Source organism: Devosia sp., assembly GCF_030689745.1.
Taxonomy (GTDB): Bacteria; Pseudomonadota; Alphaproteobacteria; order Rhizobiales; family Devosiaceae; genus Devosia; species Devosia alba.
In genome coordinates, this window is record NZ_JAUYGL010000217.1 from 1 (window position 1) to 18,527 (window position 18,527).

An 18,527-nucleotide genomic window follows, 5' to 3' on the forward strand; every position below is an offset into this window, starting at 1 on the left:
CAAGCGCGACGCGCGCGCGGCGCGGCGGGAGGAACGACGGCAAGAGAGACAATCACGTCATCGGCCGCAAGGGCCCGCCGAACGCGCATGATCCCGAAAAGTGGGTACCGGTTTTCGGAAAAGATCATGCGCAAAACTGTAGAGGAAGGAGACTGAGCTATGGCTGTCAGCGCCAACAGGCTCGAACTGCTGCAAATCGCCGATGCGGTCGCGCGCGAAAAGTCGATCGACCGCGGCATCGTCATCGCCGCGATGGAGGACGCCATCGCCAAGGCGGCGCGCTCGCGCTACGGTGCCGAGACCGACGTGCACGCCGAGATCGAGCCGAAGACCGGCGAACTCAAGCTGATGCGCCACATGCTGGTGGTCGAAGCGGTCGAGAACGCATCGTCGCAGATCACGCTCGCCGATGCGCGCCGCCGTCATCCGGCCGCGCAGGTCGGCGACACCATCGCCGATCCGCTGCCGCCGCTCGAATACGGCCGCATCGCCGCGCAATCGGCCAAGCAGGTCATCGTGCAGAAGGTGCGCGATGCCGAACGCGAGCGCATGTATGACGAGTACATCAATCGCATTGGCGAGATCGTCAACGGTTCGGTCAAGCGTGTCGAATATGGCAATGTGATTGTCGATCTGGGTCGTGGCGAAGCCATTATCCGGCGCGACGAGCTGATCCCGCGCGAAATGTTCCGCTATGGCGATCGCGTCCGCGCCTATGTCTATGACGTGCGCCGCGAGCAGCGCGGCCCGCAGATTTTCCTCTCCCGCACCCATCCCCAGTTCATGGCCAAGCTGTTCATGCAGGAAGTGCCCGAGATCTATGATGGCGTGATCACCATCCGCTCGATCGCCCGTGACCCGGGCTCCAGGGCCAAGATCGCCGTGACCTCCTCTGATTCCTCGATCGATCCTGTGGGCGCCTGCGTTGGTATGCGCGGCAGCCGTGTGCAGGCCGTGGTGGGCGAATTGCAGGGCGAAAAGATCGACATCATCCCCTGGACCGATTCCATTGCCGACCTCGTGGTATCGGCGTTGCAGCCGGCCGATGTGGCCAAGGTGGTGCTCGACGAGCAGGCCGAACGCATCGAAGTTGTGGTGCCCGACGAACAGCTGAGCCTGGCCATTGGCCGTCGTGGCCAGAATGTGCGTCTGGCCAGCCAGCTGATTGGCTGGGATATCGACATCCTGACCGAGCAGGAAGAAAGCGAACGCCGGCAGAAGGAATTCACCGAGCGCTCGGCCCTGTTCATGCAGGCGCTGGACGTCGACGAGATGGTGGCCCAGTTGCTGGCGTCGGAAGGCTTCTCCTCGGTTGAGGAGCTGGCCTATATCGACACCAATGAAATCGCCACCATCGAGGGTTTCGATGACGAAACCGCTGGCGAAATCCAGAACCGCGCTGCCGAATATCTGGCGGCCATTGATGGCGCGTTCGATGAAGAGCGCAAGGCGCTGGGCGTTGAAGACGAGCTGTATGAAATTTCCGGCCTGAATGCTGCCATGCTGGCGGCACTGGGCAAGGAAGAGATCAGGACCGTGGAAGACTTCGCCGGTTGCGCGGCGGACGATCTGGTTGGCTGGAGTGAGCGCAAGGACGGCGAAACCAAGCGGTTTGAAGGGACGTTCAAGGACTTCCCGGTGAGCCGCGAAGAGGCCGAAGACATGATCATGCAGGCCCGCGTCAAGGCTGGCTGGATTGCTGCCGAAGATTTGCCGTCAACTGACGAAGCCGAAGCCGAAATCGCTGACGGTGCTACTGACGAGGTTTCGGCCTAGCGGCCGAAACCTTAGCGAGGGCACCAGAAATGGCCCGGCGCGCAGAAACGACCAGGATGTGCGCTCTGACACGGGTAGAAAAACCCGTGGCGGAGCTCATCCGTTTTGTACTTGGGCCCGATGGTGTGCTAGTACCCGATACGGAAGCCAAGGCCGAGGGTCGGGGCGTCTGGATCAGCCTCAACCGCACTCTGGTAGAACAGGCGGTCAAGAAGAAGATCTTTGCGCGCAGCCTCAAGACCGAGGTTGCCCTGCCCGAAGATCTGCCGGGCCTGACCGAATTGCGGCTGCAGCAGCGCTATCTCAATGCGCTGGGCATGGCCCGCAAGGCCGGCCAGTTGACCTTCGGGGCAACCAAGGTACGCAGCCTGATTGCCACCGGCGGTCTGATCGCGCTGATTACGGCGACCGATGCGGCTGACGATGGGCGCAGCAAGATGGTGGGGCCGCTCAAGGCGCTGCATTACGCTGCGGCCGAAGAAGAAATTACCGGCTTCGATGTGCCCCATTTCGAATTGCTTGACTCAGAGCAAATGGGTTTGGCACTCGGGATGGAAAATGTGATACATGCTGCCCTCACAAGAGGGGCGGCAGCCCAAGCGGCAGTAGAAAAGGCCAGAAGACTGGCACTTTATACTGCCAAACCGACGGAAACGGACATCGGCCGCGCTGCGGTTGACGGTGACCTTTTGCCCGAGGAACAGGACGAAAGACGCGAGATACATGGCTGATAACGACGACAAGCGCACCGACGACACTGGCGCGAAGAAGACGCTGACACTCAAGGGCGGCCCAGGCCTGGGCAATCGTCCGGGCGTGTCGCGCGGTCCTTCCCGCTCGACGGTGGTCGTCGAGAAGCGCACCCGACTGGTTCCCAAACCGAATGTACCGAGTGGCGCCCCGCAGCGCCCACAGTCCAGCGCCTCCAATCAAGGTCGCCCTGCTGCCGGTCGTCCGGGTCAGCAGACCCGTGCCCCGCTGGGACTGTCGGCCGCTGAAGCCGAGGCCCGCCGTCAGGCGCTGGCTTTGGCCGGTGCCCGCCAGGCTGAAGACAAGGAACGGTTTGTGGCTGAAGAAGCCCGCCGCATGGAAGATGACGCCCGCCGGCGTCAAATCCGTGAGGACGCGGCCCGCGTCGAAGAAGAACGTCAGGCCGCTGAGAGCGTGGTTGAACAGCCAGTCGCTGAAACCCCGGCTGCTGCGCCCGATGCTGTCGCTCCCGAGGCGGCTGCGCCAAGTGCCGATGCCGACGCCGAACCGATCACGCCGGCATCGCAGCGCAATGCTGGCCCGTCCAGCGTCCGCGTGGTTGCCGGTCGTCCCGGCCAGCCGCCGCGGCCGCCGCGGACCGAGCGTCCGAGCAATGCCCGCCCGGAAAGCGAGCGGGGTGCCAACGCCTATATCAAGACCGGCGCAGCTGCGGCGCGTCCTTCAGGCACCGCAACGCGGCCGCCCGGCGAGCGTCGCCCGGCGGGTGCCGGCATGGCGCCCATCGGCAATGTGCCGCCCGCAGGCCCCAACGAGGCCGATGGCCGCAAGATCCGGTCCGGCTCGCCGCAGGTACGGCCCACCACTGAGGCCGAACTCGAAAATGCCCGGCGCGCCTCGCGTGCCGCACCGGAACGGCCAACGCGCCGCACCGGCCAGGAAAATGCCCGTGGCCGCCTGACGGTGACCAATGCCGGCTCCGAGAGCGATCGCGATAAGGGGCCATCCCTGGCCGCCATGCGTCGCCGTCGCGACAAGAAGATGGGCCGCAACCAGCAGGAAGCGCCCAAGCTGCTGCGTGAAGTGATCATTCCGGAAGCCATTACCGTTGCCGAACTGGCCAACCGCATGGCCGAACGCTCGGTTACCGTGATCAAGATGCTGATGGCCCAGGGCCAGATGGCAACGATCAATGATGTGCTGGACGCCGATACCGCCGAGCTGATCGCCACCGAACTGGGCCACACGGTCAAGCGCGTGTCGGAAGCTGACGTGGAAGAAGGCCTGTACGATCTGCCTGCCGACGACAAGGCCGAGGATCTGACCACCCGCGCACCGGTGGTGACCATTATGGGTCACGTTGACCACGGCAAGACCAGCCTGCTCGATGCGCTGCGCAATGCCAATGTCGTTGCCGGTGAAGCCGGTGGCATCACCCAGCATATCGGCGCCTATCAGGTGGAGCGCAACGGCGCCAAGATCACCTTCCTCGACACCCCGGGCCATGAGGCGTTCACCGCCATGCGCGCCCGCGGTGCCCAGGCCACCGATATCGCCATTCTGGTGGTGGCGGCCGATGACAGCGTGATGCCGCAGACCATCGAATCGATCAAGCATGCCAAGGCGGCCGGGGTGCCGATCATCGTGGCCATCACCAAGATGGACAAGCCCGCCGCCGATGCGCAGAAGGTGCGCGCCGAGCTGCTGCAGCACGAAGTGTTCGTGGAAACCATGGGCGGCGACGTGCTCGATGTGGAAGTCTCCGCCAAGACCGGCGACGGCCTCGACAAGCTGCTCGAAACCATCCTGCTGCAGGCCGAAGTGCTCGAGCTCAAGGTGGCCCGTGACGGTCGCGCCGAGGGCCTGGTGATCGAAGCCAAGCTCGATCGTGGCCGCGGTGCGGTGGCGACGGTGCTGGTGCAGCGCGGGACGCTGGCGATCGGCGACATTCTGGTTGCCGGCACCGAGTTCGCCCGCGTACGCGCCCTGATCAATGACAAGGGCGAGCAGGTCAAGGAAGCCGGCCCCTCCATTCCGGTGGAAGTACTGGGCTTTACCGGCGTTCCAAGTGCAGGCGACAGGTTCTCTGTGGTTGAAACAGAGGCCCGGGCCCGTGAAGTGACCGAATATCGTCAGCGCGCCATTCGTGAAAAGACGGCGGGCGGCGGTGCCACCAGCCTCGAGCAGATGATGAATCAGCTCAAGGTGGCTGGCATTGCCAAGTTCCCGCTGATCATCAAGGGCGACGTGCAGGGTTCAGTGGAAGCCATCGTGGCCTCGCTCAACAAGCTGTCGACTGACGAAGTGTCGGCGCAGATCCTGATGAGTGCGGTGGGTGGCATCACCGAGTCGGACGTCACGCTGGCGGCCGCTTCGAGCGCCATCGTCATCGGCTTCAATGTGCGTGCCAACAAGCAGGCCACCGAGTTGGCGACCCGCGACGGCATCGAAATCCGCTATTACAACATCATCTACGATCTGGTGGATGACGTGAAGAATGCGATGAGCGGCCTGCTCAAGCCGGAACGCCGCGAGACCTTCATCGGCAATGCCGAGATCCTGGAAGTGTTCACCATTACCAAGGTCGGCAAGGTTGCCGGTTGCCGGGTTACGGAGGGCATGGTGGAACGTGGTGCCGGCGTGCGCCTGATCCGCGACAACGTCGTGATCCACGAAGGCAAGCTGAAGACGCTCAAGCGCTTCAAGGATGAGGTCAAGGAAGTTCAGACCGGCCAGGAATGCGGCATGGCCTTCGAGAATTACGAAGACATGCGCGCCGGCGACGTCATCGAATGCTTCCGCGTCGAGACCGTGCAGCGCACGCTCTAGTCACGGGCAACTCCCCTATAGAAAAAGGGCGCGGTTCACACCGCGCCCTTTTTCTATGTCCAGGCCTTCCCCCGAGGGCAGCGCCGCCGCTATTCGGCGGCGGCGATCTGACCGTCGTCGCGCTGATCGGTGATGGCGAGTTGCTCACCGCCCTCGCGCTGGCGCACAATGCGCACCCGCTTGATGCGGCGACTATCGGCGGCCAGCACCTCGAACTCAAAGCCCTCAAGCTTGCTGACGCGTTCACCCCGCGTGGGGACATGGCCGGCCAGGTCAAAGATCAGGCCACCAATGGTGTCGACTTCATCGGCATATTCGCCGGGATCAAAATCAGGACCGATCATGGCCTGCACGTCGCTGAGTTCGGCCCGGGCATCGGCAATATAGGTATCGACGCCGACCTTGCGGATCAGCGAGGCAACCAGTTCGTCGTGCTCGTCCTCAATCTCGCCGACCACCGCCTCAAGCAGGTCCTCAATGGTCACCAGACCATCGGTGCCGCCATATTCATCGACCACAATGGCCATGTGAACGCGGCTGGCGCGCATGGATTGCAGCAGATCACCCACCGGCATGAAGGTGGGCACATACATCGCCGCGCGGATACCGTCGAACTTGGCAAGCTTCTGGCGGAGCGCGCTCGACACCAGCTTGACGGGCACCGACTTGGTCGGGTCATCCACCGGCAGGGTGATCTTGCTCAGCGCATCCTTGACGTGAATGAAGCCGATAATATCGTCGAGCCCGTCCTCATAGACGGGCAGGCGCGAATGGCCGACATGGCGGAAGCGGGCCAGCAGATCACCCAGCGTGGCACCAGAATCGATCGCCTGAATATCGCTGCGCTCGACCATCACGTCGCCGACAGAAACGTCGGACAGCTTGAGCACGTTTTGCAGAATGGTGCGCTCACTCTCGGAGAAGTCAGCCGTCTCGGCGCTGCCCTGTTCGTCGAGGGCGACCTGCAGGTCGTCGCGCAGTGAAACCGTGCCGCGGGCCAGCATGGCCTTGATGCGGTTCCAGATCGATGGCCCCCGTGCAGGCACGGCGGCGGGACTAGAAGGAGGCTCGGATTTGGTGGGCGCCGAGGGAGCCAGACTGTCAGTGTCGTTCATGTTTTCTCGCTGCGCGCTGGCAGCTCACTGTCCTTGAAAAAGCGGCCTGCGCCGCAAAAAAACCGTTCCAGCTTCAGCCGGCATAGGGATCATCAATCCCCAGGCTCGCCAGGATCTGGGTTTCGAGGCTCTCCATCTGAAGAGCCTCGGCATCGGAAAGATGATCATAGCCTAAAATGTGCAAAAATCCATGCACCACAAGATGGGTGAAGTGATCGGCAAAGCTGGTGCCCTGGTCGGCAGCTTCGCGCTCCAGGGTTTCGCGCGCCATGGTGATGTCCCCCAGAATGCCGACGACCGGGCCAAAGGGCTCGATCTGGGGAAAGCTCAGCACATTGGTGGGGCTGTCCTTGCCGCGCCATTGCTGGTTGAGGTCACGCTGCTCGGCATCATTGGTCAGCACAATGGCCAGTTCGGCGGCGCCTTTGGTTTTGGCGCCCGATTGCTTGAGCGCCTCGAGCACAGCGCGCTCGGCCAGAGGATCGAGATCCTCCGGCCAGGCGTCATCATTGCGGATAATGGCGATATCGAGCGGAGCAGAAGTCAGCGTGTCGCCCCTTCAATGGCCTTTTCGGCCAGTCGCTTGGCAGTATCGGCCTCGTAGGCGCGCACGATGCGGCCGACCAGGGCATGGCGCACCACATCCTTGTCATTGAAGCGGGTGATGTGGACGCCCTCGACGCCGTCGAGCAGGTTGATGGCCTCAACCAGCCCGGATTTCTCGCCGCGCGGCAGATCGACCTGGGTCGGGTCGCCGGTGACGATCATCTTGGAGTTTTCGCCCAGACGGGTCAAAAACATCTTCATCTGCATCGAGGTGGTGTTCTGGGCCTCGTCCAGAATCACCACGGCATTGGCCAGGGTCCGGCCACGCATGAAGGCCAGCGGCGCCACTTCGATAATGCCCGAGGTAATGCAGCGCTCGACGTTTTCGGGCTTCATCATGTCAAACAGGGCGTCGTAGAGCGGCCGCAGATAGGGGTCGACCTTTTCCTTCATGTCACCGGGCAGAAAGCCCAGGCGCTCGCCCGCCTCAACGGCGGGACGGCTGAGAATGATGCGGTTGATGTCACCGCGTTCCAGCAGCGAGGCGGCATGGGCCACCGCCAGATAGGTCTTGCCGGTACCGGCCGGGCCGACCCCGAATACCAGCTCGGCGCGATCCATGGCGCGCATATAGCCGTCCTGTGCCGGGGTGCGGGCCACCACGGTGGATTTGCGCGTGGCGATCTGGGCCATGCGCACCTTGCCCTTGCGCTCCAGGGTGGGCAGGGTGAGCTGGCTGTCCTCGGTCTGGATCATGCGGATAACGCCATCGACTTCGGAAATGTCGACAGTGCGGCCTTCTTCGAGACTGCCATAAAGCGATTCAAGAACGCGGCGCGCCTGATCCACGGCGCTGGCAGCGCCTTTGAGCAGAACGTGATTGCCGCGCGGAATGGCTGAAACCTTCAGACGCTGTTCAACGAGCGCCAGGTTCTGGTCAAAATCGCCATACAGCTGGGCTGCCAGACGATTATCTTCAAAAGCGAGTTCAAGTTGGGATGCGAGTGCGTTGTCTGCTGTCGGTGACAAGTGCCTGCTCAAACTGGTGTGGCTCCACGCTCAGCGCGGCTGCGGGCTTGCGCCGCGACTACAAAAACAAGGCTAGGATGATTTGGTTGCCGTGTCTGTAGCAATATTGTGACGATTGGGGCCCCGAACAAGGGCAACACGCCAACGGACGCCGGCTAGGGGCCGTCCGACTCGACCAGGGCCGGGTCGAGTGGCTCCAGGTCCGGCGCGCTGTCGGGCGTCGGCGTCTGCTCCAGATCGGCGATCAACTGCTTCATTTCGGCGATCTCGCGCATCTGAGCGGCAATGATGCTATCGGCCAGTTCGCGCACGCGCGGGTCCCGGATATGGGCCTGCGTGCTCGTCAGCACGGCAATCGAGTGATGGGGGATCATCGCCGTCATATAGTCGAGGTCGCTCACGGTCTCCTGGCTGCGGACCAGCCACAACGAGCCGGCAAAGACCACCGCCGCTGCTGCCAGGATGGCGATATTGGCGGTCCGGTTCTTGTACATGCCCCACATGAAGCCGAGCATGATGACGGCCATGACGGCGCCCATCAGCAGAGCCATCCACATGCGCGTCTGGCTGAAGAAGACATGGTCGAGGTTGTAGGTGTTCAGGTACATCAGCCCGAACATGACGACTGTCGATGTGGCGATCATCGCGCCATAGCGTGCGTAACTCATGGGGCACCTCCTCTTTCTATCAGGAGCGAACGTCCAGGCTGCGCCAAAGGTTCAGTGAATCCGGAAAGCTACGCCGCCACTGCCTCTTTCAGCCGGCCCACCAGCGAATTGGTGCTGGTGCCAACAATCTCGACCTGATGGATCGAGCCGATCAGCTCGGGGCTGCCCTCGAGGTGCACGGCCTGCAGATAGGGCGAGCGGCCGCCGACCTGGCCTTGCATGCGGCCGGGGCGTTCGATCAGCACGGGCAGGGTCTTGCCGACGCAGGCGGCATGGAATGCCGTGGTCTGGGCATTGACCAGATCCTGCAGCCGCCACAGCCGTTCATTCTTGACCGCTTCGGAGATCTGATCGCCCAGATTGGCGCCAGGGGTGCCCGGACGGGTGGAGTATTTGAAGGAATAGGCCGAGGCATAGCCGACATCGGCGATGATCTTGAGGGTGGCCTCGAAATCGGCATCGGTCTCGCCGGGGAAGCCAACGATGAAATCGCCCGACAGCGCCATATCGGGTCGCGCCGCCTTGATGCGGGCAATCACCTCGAGATATTCGGCCGCCGTGTGGCGCCGGTTCATCGCCTTGAGCATGCTGTCGCTGCCGGACTGCACCGGCAGATGCAGGTAGGGCATCAGAATATCGAGGTCGCGATGGGCCGCGATCAGCACATCATCCATGTCGCGCGGATGGCTGGTGGTGTAGCGCAGGCGCTCGAGACCATCGATCTCGGCCAGTAGATAGGCCAGTTCGCCCAGGCTGGTGCTGCCGCCGCTGGGGCCCAGGCCGTGATAGGCGTTGACGTTCTGCCCCAGCAGGGTGATTTCCTTGACCCCGGCATCGACCAGGCCGCGCGCCTCGGTGATGATCTGGGCGACGGGACGGCTGACTTCGGCGCCGCGGGTATAGGGCACCACGCAAAAACTGCAGAACTTGTCGCAGCCTTCCTGCACGGTCAAAAACGCGGTCAGGCCGCGCTTGATGGTGATTTCCTTGCGGGCGGCGGGCAGGTGCTCGAACTTGTCTTCCTCGGGGAAATCGGTATCGACAATGGATTTTCGCAGTGCGGGGTGCAGGTGTCGCTGCGCTTCGGCCCGCGCCAGCATGTCGGGCAATCGGTGATAGGCCTGCGGCCCGAACACCATATCGACCACGGGGGCGCGCCGGGCGATCTCCTCGCCTTCGGCCTGCGCCACGCAGCCGGCCACCCCGATCAGCATGTCGCCACCCATGGCGCGGCGCTCATCCTGGAGTTCCTTGAGCCGTCCCAGCTCGGAAAATACCTTCTCGGAAGCCTTCTCGCGAATATGGCAGGTATTGAGCAGGATCAGGTCCGCCTGGCCCATATCGAGCGTGGTTTCATAGCCGTGCGGCGCCAGCGCATCGCTCATGCGGTCGCTGTCATAGACATTCATCTGACAGCCATAGGTCTTGATGAAGAGTTTTTTGCTGTTGGCGCGCGTCTCGGTCATAGCGGGCTCATACCAGAGGATGCGGTCTTATCAAAGCACCTGCAACCCTTGTGCTGTCTGGCGTGTTCTATTGTGACCACAGCACGGAGATCTGCCATGACCGATACCCCCCGCAATGACACGACCAATGATGCAACCGACAATGATGCCGCCGGGAAGGACGTCACACCCAAATCGGACAAGGCTGCCGCGATGAAAGACAACAAGAAGCCCGGCCCGGACGCATCGCCCGTGCAGGTGCGCAATGCCGGCGAAGACGCCCAGCTTGATACCACCGAAAATTGGGACGAGCAGGATGAAGCGCTCGATGAGAGCTTCCCGGCCAGCGATTCGAGCGCTAAATACTGATCGACCAACCGCGCTGCCGTGCCGCACACGCTGGTCAGCCAACATCCGCTGATTGTATGACTCATCCCGAGCCATGCGGTCAGATAGACAGGCTCGGCCAGGAAAGTGCGGCATGATCAATTCGTCTTCCAACAATGCAGCGCCGCCGCCAGCCGCGCGGTCGGGGCGTGCACCGCAGCGCTCCTTGTCGGTAGCGTTTTATCTGTTTGCGTCGGCTCTGGTCATCCTCCTGCCGGCGCTGGTGGTGTCTTTGGTCCTGCTCAACCGCAACAACCAGGCCCAGGAACAGGTGGTGCGCGGCCTGACCGATACGACGGTGCAGGCGATCGGCCAGTCGGTTGAGCGCGAGATTGCCGGCATGATCACCACCTTGCGCGTTCTCTCCACCAGCGAACTGCTGAACGATGAACTGCTCAAGGAATTCAATGATCGCTCCGTTACCGCCCTGGCAGGAAGCGGCGCCTATCTGATCGCGCTCAATGACGAGTTTGAGCAGTTGCTCAACACCAGGGTGCCCTTTGGCACGGCACTGGAACGCACCTCGGACCCCGCCACCGCCGCTCGGGCCCTGGAGCGCAAGACGCCGACAGTGTCCGGCCTGTTCTATGGCCAGACCGCCGAGCGCTGGGTGTTCAACGTGTTGCTGCCCATCGCCGATAATGACCAGGTTTCCCTGCTGGCGTTGACGCAGGATGCGCGCAATATGGCGCGAGCCCTGCAGACAAGGCAATTGCCCACCGGCTGGCAGGCAGCACTGGTCGACAATGCCAATCTGGTGATTGCCGCCACGCCGGATGCCGGTTTTAAGACCGGCAATGTGCTGCCCATGCGCCAGCAGCTGGATCAGGCCCCCGAGGAATGGCGGCGCGAACCCTTTAACGGGCAGCAGGTGGTCACCGCCGAGTGGCGTTCGGGCCTGTCGGGATGGCGTGTGATTGCCTGGGCGTCCAGCGAGGCGGTGGACCGGCCGCTGGGCGACGCCCTGCTGTGGCTGGCGGCCTGGGGCGTGATCATCGTCGTGGCGGCGGGCCTGCTGGCCTTCCTGATTGCCCAGCGCATCGGTCTGTCGGTGCGCGGCCTGCGCCGCGATGCCCAGCGGCTGGGGCGGGGCGAGCATGTGGCGGCCAAGCCCTATCCGGTCGCCGAGATCGCCGAAGTGTCGCGCGCGCTGGCCGATGCGTCGACGGCCCGCCAGGCCGCCGATCGCGAAGTGCGGTTCCTGATGCGCGAAGTGGCGCACCGCTCCAAGAACCAGATGACGGTGATTGCGGCGATGGCCCGGCAGACGGCGCGGGGCGCCGAGGATGTGCCGAGCTATGTGCAGGCATTCGAGCGGCGGATTCTGGGGCTGGCCCGCTCCACCGATCTGTTGCTCACCCATGGCCGGGCCGGGGTAGCCCTGCGCGAACTGGTCGAAAGCCAGATCGCCCCGTTCAGTCCGCCCGATTCCAGCCGCGTCAGCATTACCGGGCCGGCGGTGCGGCTCAACATGCAGGCGGCCCAGATCCTGGGCATGGCCGTGCATGAGCTATCGACCAATGCCGTCAAATATGGCGCCTTTGGCGAAGACGGCGGCACGCTGGCCGTCAGCTGGACAGTGGTGGATGACCGGCTGGATTTTGTCTGGCGCGAGACGGTACCCCGGGTCCTGCCCGGTTCCAAGCGTGTCGGATTTGGCACCACCGTGCTCAAATCCATGGTCGGCCATTCCCTGGGCGCCGAGGTCGAGTGCCTGCCCCACCCGACCGGCATGGAATGGCGCTTTGCCATTCCGCTGCACGCCATTGATCCTGAACAGGCGCCAGCGGAGGCGGCGGGCGAATAATTCTGGCGTTGCAGCGCCGTTTGCACTATAGCACGCCTGTCTCTGGCCTATGGGTCGGCGGCATTCATGGCCCCTCCTGGACGACATCCCGGCCGGGGCGACCGCAATCCTCCTTTGAAAGGATCTATCCGATGTCGATCACTGCTGAGCGCAAAACCGCGCTGATTCAGGAATATGCCACCACACCAAACGACACCGGCTCGCCGGAAGTTCAGGTGGCAATCCTGTCCGAGCGCATTGCCAACCTCACCGAGCACTTCAAGGGCCATGGCAAGGATAACCATTCCCGCCGCGGCCTGCTCAAGCTGGTTTCGACCCGTCGCAGCCTTCTCGACTATGTCAAGAAGGTCGACGACAACCGTTACAAGACCTTGATCGAAAAGCTCGGCCTGCGCCGCTAGGCGCGCCAGTACAATTGCGGGTGCGGGGACAATCTCCGCATTCGCCCTCGTGGTATCCGTCTGCCGTGTTTCGATAGGGCGGGATATGACGAAAGCGTAGACCGGCGAATGCCGGAGCATGGCAGGATTACTGGCCGCTCCCCGCCTCACGCTCGCAAAATCAGTGCCTGATTTTGAACTCGTGGGGCCCCGGAAATTTCCGGGAGCTGCTTGTTGTCTTGCCCATGTTTCGTCTTTGCCAGATGCAAACAGCGCCTGATTTTGAGCCCGGGTCACACATGGGGTGGGACTGCGGGTGCGGGTGCACCGAATGAGTTCGCGGGATGACCTACGCCCCTGCGTTACCGCTCAGACGGCAGAAATGGAAAACAAGACATGACAATCAATTTTGACCACCACAAGGTCGAGCTCAACTGGGGCGGTCAGCCCCTGACGCTCGAGACCGGCAAGATGGCCCGCCAGGCCGATGGCGCTGTGCTCGCCACCCTGGGTGAAACCGTGCTGCTGGCCACCGTTGTCAGCGCCAAGACCGCCAAGCCCGGCATCGACTTCTTCCCGCTGACCGTGAACTACCAGGAAAAGTATTTTGCGGCCGGCAAGATTCCTGGCGGCTATTTCAAGCGTGAAGGTCGTCCGACCGAGAACGAGACGCTGACCAGCCGCCTGATCGACCGTCCGATCCGCCCGCTCTTCCCGGCCGGCTACAAGCATGAGACCCAGGTGGTCATCACCGTGCTGCAGCACGATATGGAAAACAATCCGGACGTGCTGGCCCTGGTTGCCGCTTCGGCAGCCCTGACCATTTCCGGCGTGCCCTTCATGGGCCCGATCGGCGCGGCGCGCGTCGGCTATGTGAACGGCGAATATGTGCTCAACCTGGCGGTTGATCGCCGCAGCGAGTCCAAGCTCGATCTGGTCATGGCCGGCACCGAAGACGCCGTGCTGATGGTGGAATCGGAAGCCAAGGAGCTCAGCGAGGAAATCATGCTGGGCGCCGTGATGTTCGGTCACGCCGAGAGCCGCAAGGTGATCCAGGCCATCATCAAGCTGGCCGAACTGGCTGCCAAGGATGCCCGCGATTTCGAACCGCATGACACCTCGGCCATCGAAGCCGAGATGCTGGGCGTGATCGAAGCCGATCTGCGCACTGCCTACAAGCAGACCAAGAAGGAAGAGCGCTACGCTGCCGTGGACGCCGTCAAGGCGACGGCCAAGGCGCATTTCGCTGCCCGCGTTGAAGCCGGCGAAATCTCGGCTGAAGATGTTGGCGCCGTGTTCAAGGCGCTGCAGGCCAAGGTGGTGCGCTGGAACGTGCTCGACACCGGGCTGCGCATCGATGGTCGCGATCTGAGCACCGTGCGTCCGATTGTTTCGGAAGTCGGCATTCTGCCGCGTACCCATGGTTCGGCCATCTTCACCCGTGGCGAAACCCAGGCGCTGGTTGTGGCCACGCTGGGCACGGGCGATGACGAGCAGTACATCGACAGCCTTGAAGGCACCTACAAGCAGAACTTCCTGCTGCACTACAACTTCCCTCCATACTCGGTGGGTGAAGCTGGGCGCATGGGGTCCCCGGGCCGTCGCGAAATCGGCCATGGCAAGCTGGCCTGGCGCGCGATCAACCCGATCCGTCCATCGGCTGAAGAGTTCCCCTACACGATCCGTGTCGTGTCCGAGATCACCGAATCGAACGGCTCGTCCTCGATGGCAACCGTGTGCGGCACCTCGCTGGCACTGATGGATGCCGGTGTGCCACTGGCCCGTCCAGTGGCCGGCATTGCCATGGGTCTGATCCTGGAAGGCGAAAAGTTCGCCGTGCTCAGCGACATTCTGGGTGATGACGATCATCTGGGCGACATGGACTTCAAGGTGGCGGGTACCGAAGAGGGCGTCACCAGCCTGCAGATGGACATCAAGATCGCCGGCATCACCGAGGAGATCATGAAGATCGCCCTCGAGCAGGCCAAGGGCGGCCGTATCCACATCCTGGGCGAAATGGCCAAGGCCATCACCGCGTCCCGTTCGGAAGTGGGCGAGTTCGCACCGCGCATCGAGACCATGAAGATCCCGACCGACAAGATTCGTGAAGTGATCGGCACCGGCGGCAAGGTGATCCGCGAGATCGTCGAAAAGACCGGCGCCAAGATCAACATCGAAGACGATGGCACGATCAAGATCGCCTCCTCGGACGGCGCCGCGATTGAAGCGGCGATCAAGTGGATCCGCTCGATCACCGACGAAGCCGAAGTTGGCGCCATCTATCAGGGCACCGTGGTCAAGACCGCCGATTTCGGCGCGTTCGTGAACTTCTTCGGCGCCAAGGATGGTCTGGTCCATATCAGCCAGCTGGCCGAACAGCGCGTTGCCAAGACCACCGATGTGGTCAAGGAAGGCGACAAGGTCTGGGTCAAGCTGCTGGGCTTTGACGAGCGCGGCAAGGTTCGCCTGTCGATGAAGATCGTCGATCAGGCGACCGGCAAGGAGGTCGAAGCTGCCGCCGAATAGGCGAGGCTTCTGACAAACAGACAGGCCCGCAGCAATGCGGGCCTTTTTTGTGTGATCGCGCTGCAACACAGCCCCGATCCATCACTTTGACGAGAGGAACCCCTTGCTATGCGAGGCGTTGGTGCAGTGAGGCATTCATGCACTAGCGAAGCCAGTGCTATCGGCTTAGGTGCTTGATCTCGCCGAGTTATTCGGTCCGTCCAGTTTAGGGTATTATTTTGCTCTCTCGTCGTTTGTTTATGATTGGCCTGTCGGCCACGGCTTTGGCCGCCTGCTCCAGTACCCGCACGCCAGTGGTGAGCGAGCCGCAAATCAATCCCTATTATCTGGCGATGTATGGCGCCGACTACAGCGGGAAGTTCCCGGTGGAGGCCACCGATCTGCGCCGGGTTGATCCCATGTACTGGCGCCAGGAAGTGCCCTATGTCACCAGCGAGCGCTCTGGCACGCTGATTGTCGATACCCCGTCCCGTTTCCTCTATCTGGTACTGGGCGGCGGTCGTGCGCTGCGCTACGGCATTGGCGTGGGCAAGACCGAGGCACTGGTGTTCCGCGGCACGGCCAGCATTGGCCGCAAGGCGGAATGGCCGCGCTGGACACCCACCCAGTCGATGATCAAGCGCGAGCCCGATCGCTACGGCCCCTATGCTGGTGGCATGGAGGGCGGGCCAACCAATCCGTTGGGCCCGCGGGCGCTGTATCTGTACAAGAATGGCCGTGACACGCTGTTCCGCATTCACGGCACCACCGAGCCCTATACCATTGGCACCAATGTTTCGTCGGGCTGCATCCGCTTGATGAATCAGGACATTATTGATCTTTACGGTCGTGTACCCACCGGCGCCAAGGTGGTGGTGATCAACGGCTAGAATATTGCATGGGTCGCGTTTTCAAACCGCAGGAGTGCAACCACTTCTGCTCAAAACGCTCCAGGCCCTGACCGGGCCAATGCCGCGGCAGCGGGTCGTCTTGCTTCGGATTCCGTAGTCACCGAAGTGAAATTCACTGCTGTCGCGACACTGGCCCGGCATATGACCATAGAAAAAAGCCCCGCGGCGCGCGCCACGGGGCTTTTTGTATGGGTCGGCAATGGGGAAGTTCAGACCTGCTGCACCGATTCAACGCCAGGCACGAAGTGCCGGAGCAGATTTTCGATGCCGCTTTTCAGCGTGGCGCTGGATGAGGGGCAGCCCGAACAGGCGCCCTGCATATGCAGGAAGACGGTGCCTTCCTTGAAGCCCTTGAAGATGATGTCGCCGCCATCCATGGCCACGGCGGGGCGCACGCGAGTGGCCAGCAATTCCTTGATCACTTCCACGGTTTCGCTGTCGGCCTGCTCGAAGAACTCATCGACCTCGTCGTGATTGGCCACTTCAACGCCGCCTTCGACGATCACCGGCTTGCCCGAGAGGAAGTGGTCCATGATGACGCCCAGAATTGCCGGCTTGATATGGGCCCAATTGGTGTCATCCTTGGTCACCGAGATGAAGTCGGCCCCCAGGAACACCCCGGTCACCCCGGAAATGGCAAACAGCCCGGTGGCCAGGGGCGAATTGGCCGACGCCTCAACGCTGCGGAAGTCGCGCGGTTCACCAACCAGCACGTCACGCCCGGGCAGGAATTTTAGAGTCGATGGGTTGGGCGTGGCTTCGGTCTGGATGAACATCGGAGTGCCTCGAAAAATGCAATTAGAACGTTTCTAAAATAGCCCTTTGCGGGCCAGTTGCAAGGCCATTATGCGCGGGGCAGGGGTGCAGGGTGTGACCGATCAGCAAATCGCGATGATCTCGTCGTCACTCATGCGGCCGGGCACCACGGTCAGCGGGATGGGCAGGGCGTGGGCGCGACCAGCAAAGTGCATCACCAGCGGGCCGGGGCCCTCGCCGGTTGAGGCGGCCAGCACCAGAATGGCAATGTCACGATCCTCATTGATCACCCGTTCGATCTGCTCGGGACCTTCGCCCTCGCGAACCACCGATTCCACCTTCACCTCGCCAATGGCGCGGATACGGGCGAGACGGGCATCGAGATTGCGTTCCGCCTCCTCGACCGCCTCGGCGCGCAGCACATCCTCGACGCCCAGGCCGATGAATTCGGGCTTTTCGACAATGCTCATCAGCACCACGGTGCCGCCGGTCCGTTTGACGCGGTAGGCAGCAAAGGTCAGGGCGCGATCGCACTCAACGGTTTCGTCGATAACGACCAGGAATTTTCGCTTGTATTCGGTCTCGTACATGGCCGAACCTTTCTAGCGGACAAAGCCGACGATGTTGCGGACATCGTCCATAACCGGCTGGGCAATGGCCCGGGCTCGCGCCGCGCCGTCGCGCAGAATAGCATCCATTTCCCCGCGTTCGGCAACCAGGCGCTGCATTTCGTCGGCAATGGGTGACAGCACCGAGACGGCCAGTTCCGCCAGGGCCGGCTTGAAACTGCCCCAGCCCTGACCGCCAAATTCGCCCAGTACGGCGTCAACACTGACATTGGAGAGGGCGGCATAGATGCCCACGAGGTTCTCCGCCTCGGCCCGTCCTGCCAGGCCCGTGGCCTCGCTGGGCAAGGCGTCGGCATCGGTGGTGGCGCGCTTGATCTTCTTGGCGATCAGATCGGCACCATCAAGCATGTAGATGGTGGAGAGGTCCGAGGCGTCGGACTTGCTCATCTTCTTGCTGCCGTCCTTGAGGCTTTTGACGCGCATGGCCGGGCCGGTGGCCAGCGTCTCGGTGATCGGGAAGAAATCACCCTTGTGGCCATTGGCCTTGATCTGCTTTTTGAAGTCGTGATTGAATTTCTTGGCGATGTCGCGGGTCAGTTCGAGATGCTGGCGCTGATCCTCGCCCACCGGGACGGCGGTGGATTTGTAGAGCAGGATGTCGGCGGCCATCAGCGAGGGATAGGCGAACAGGCCCAGTGAGGCATTTTCGGCGTTTTCGCCGGCCTTGTCCTTGTACTGGGTCATGCGCTCCATCCAGCCCATGCGGGCGACGCAGTTGAAGATCCAGCTCAGCTCGGCATGTTCGATGACCTGGGACTGGTTGAAGATGATGGATTTTTTGGGATCGAGCCCGGCCGCAATATAGGCGGCGGCGATCTCATAGGTCCGGCGCCGGAGGTCCTGGGGTTCCTGCCACACCGTGATGGCGTGCATGTCGACCACGCAATAGATGGTCTCATGCGTCTCCTGCAGCGGCACGAAACGGCGAATGGCGCCGAGATAATTGCCCAGATGCAGATCGCCCGAAGGCTGGATGCCCGAGAAGACGCGGGGAGTGAAAGCCATACAAAATACCCATCAGGTTTAGCAGCCTGCC

The 18,527-nt window shown here is 62.5% G+C and carries 16 protein-coding genes; 8 read left to right on the forward strand and 8 right to left on the reverse strand.

The genetic code is table 11. From position 1 onward, the window contains the following. Window positions 1-159: 159 nt before the first annotated feature. The 3 genes from nusA to infB are packed head-to-tail and all read left to right on the forward strand — an operon-like array spanning window position 160 to window position 5,313. The gene (nusA, locus tag Q8O80_RS18880) at window positions 160-1,776 is read left to right on the forward strand and encodes a transcription termination factor NusA (RefSeq protein WP_305582157.1); all 1,617 of its coding nucleotides are present in this window, start codon (window positions 160-162) and stop codon (window positions 1,774-1,776) included. 29 nt (window positions 1,777-1,805) lie between these two features. Beyond that, window positions 1,806-2,507: an RNA-binding protein gene (locus tag Q8O80_RS18885; protein WP_305582159.1), complete on the forward strand. Its 702-nt coding sequence runs from the start codon at window positions 1,806-1,808 to the stop codon at window positions 2,505-2,507. Continuing rightward, window positions 2,500-5,313 (forward strand): translation initiation factor IF-2, encoded by a 2,814-nt coding sequence (infB, locus tag Q8O80_RS18890; RefSeq protein WP_305582161.1) that lies wholly within the window; start codon window positions 2,500-2,502, stop codon window positions 5,311-5,313. The genes Q8O80_RS18885 and infB overlap by 8 nt, the downstream gene beginning before the upstream one ends. 89 nt (window positions 5,314-5,402) lie before the next feature. On the opposite strand, the gene Q8O80_RS18895 is transcribed toward infB, so the two are convergent. From Q8O80_RS18895 to miaB, 5 genes are all read right to left on the reverse strand, one after another. After that, complete coding sequence (locus Q8O80_RS18895) at window positions 5,403-6,428, reverse strand: hemolysin family protein (protein ID WP_305582163.1); 1,026 nt, start codon at window positions 6,426-6,428, stop codon at window positions 5,403-5,405. A 73-nt stretch (window positions 6,429-6,501) separates the two neighbouring features. Further along, window positions 6,502-6,975, reverse strand: a complete 474-nt coding sequence (ybeY, locus tag Q8O80_RS18900; protein WP_305582203.1) for an rRNA maturation RNase YbeY — start codon at window positions 6,973-6,975, stop codon at window positions 6,502-6,504. Next, window positions 6,972-8,003 (reverse strand): PhoH family protein, encoded by a 1,032-nt coding sequence (locus Q8O80_RS18905; RefSeq protein ID WP_305582165.1) that lies wholly within the window; start codon window positions 8,001-8,003, stop codon window positions 6,972-6,974. Before Q8O80_RS18905 ends, ybeY begins: the two co-directional genes overlap by 4 nt. Window positions 8,004-8,158: 155 nt before the next feature. Continuing rightward, window positions 8,159-8,671: a DUF305 domain-containing protein gene (locus Q8O80_RS18910; RefSeq protein ID WP_305582168.1), complete on the reverse strand. Its 513-nt coding sequence runs from the start codon at window positions 8,669-8,671 to the stop codon at window positions 8,159-8,161. Between the two features lie 68 nt (window positions 8,672-8,739). After that, window positions 8,740-10,137 carry a tRNA (N6-isopentenyl adenosine(37)-C2)-methylthiotransferase MiaB gene (miaB, locus tag Q8O80_RS18915; protein ID WP_305582170.1) on the reverse strand — a complete coding sequence of 466 codons (1,398 nt, stop codon included), beginning with the start codon at window positions 10,135-10,137 and terminating at the stop codon, window positions 8,740-8,742. A gap of 96 nt (window positions 10,138-10,233) precedes the next feature. Here miaB and Q8O80_RS18920 point away from each other — a divergent pair, with 96 nt between their 5' ends. From Q8O80_RS18920 to Q8O80_RS18940, 5 genes are all read left to right on the forward strand, one after another. Beyond that, on the forward strand, window positions 10,234-10,485 hold the full coding sequence (locus Q8O80_RS18920) for a hypothetical protein (protein WP_305582172.1): 252 nt from the start codon (window positions 10,234-10,236) through the stop codon (window positions 10,483-10,485). Between the two features lie 112 nt (window positions 10,486-10,597). Next, window positions 10,598-12,310: a sensor histidine kinase gene (locus Q8O80_RS18925; protein WP_305582173.1), complete on the forward strand. Its 1,713-nt coding sequence runs from the start codon at window positions 10,598-10,600 to the stop codon at window positions 12,308-12,310. Window positions 12,311-12,372: 62 nt separating this feature from the next. Next, complete coding sequence (gene rpsO, locus Q8O80_RS18930) at window positions 12,373-12,711, forward strand: 30S ribosomal protein S15 (RefSeq protein ID WP_305582205.1); 339 nt, start codon at window positions 12,373-12,375, stop codon at window positions 12,709-12,711. Between the two features lie 375 nt (window positions 12,712-13,086). Continuing rightward, a complete protein-coding gene (pnp, locus tag Q8O80_RS18935) occupies window positions 13,087-15,216 on the forward strand; it encodes a polyribonucleotide nucleotidyltransferase (protein WP_305582174.1) in 2,130 nt (709 codons plus the stop codon). A gap of 239 nt (window positions 15,217-15,455) precedes the next feature. Beyond that, a complete protein-coding gene (locus Q8O80_RS18940) occupies window positions 15,456-16,085 on the forward strand; it encodes a L,D-transpeptidase (protein WP_305582176.1) in 630 nt (209 codons plus the stop codon). Window positions 16,086-16,315: 230 nt separating this feature from the next. Here the strand turns inward: Q8O80_RS18940 and Q8O80_RS18945 are convergent, their stop codons facing one another. From Q8O80_RS18945 to trpS, 3 genes are all read right to left on the reverse strand, one after another. Beyond that, window positions 16,316-16,882 carry a NifU family protein gene (locus Q8O80_RS18945; RefSeq protein WP_305582178.1) on the reverse strand — a complete coding sequence of 189 codons (567 nt, stop codon included), beginning with the start codon at window positions 16,880-16,882 and terminating at the stop codon, window positions 16,316-16,318. 102 nt (window positions 16,883-16,984) lie between these two features. Beyond that, on the reverse strand, window positions 16,985-17,452 hold the full coding sequence (locus Q8O80_RS18950) for a universal stress protein (RefSeq protein ID WP_305582180.1): 468 nt from the start codon (window positions 17,450-17,452) through the stop codon (window positions 16,985-16,987). 12 nt (window positions 17,453-17,464) lie between these two features. After that, complete coding sequence (gene trpS, locus Q8O80_RS18955) at window positions 17,465-18,496, reverse strand: tryptophan--tRNA ligase (protein ID WP_305582182.1); 1,032 nt, start codon at window positions 18,494-18,496, stop codon at window positions 17,465-17,467. Between the last annotated feature and the right edge of the window lie 31 nt (window positions 18,497-18,527).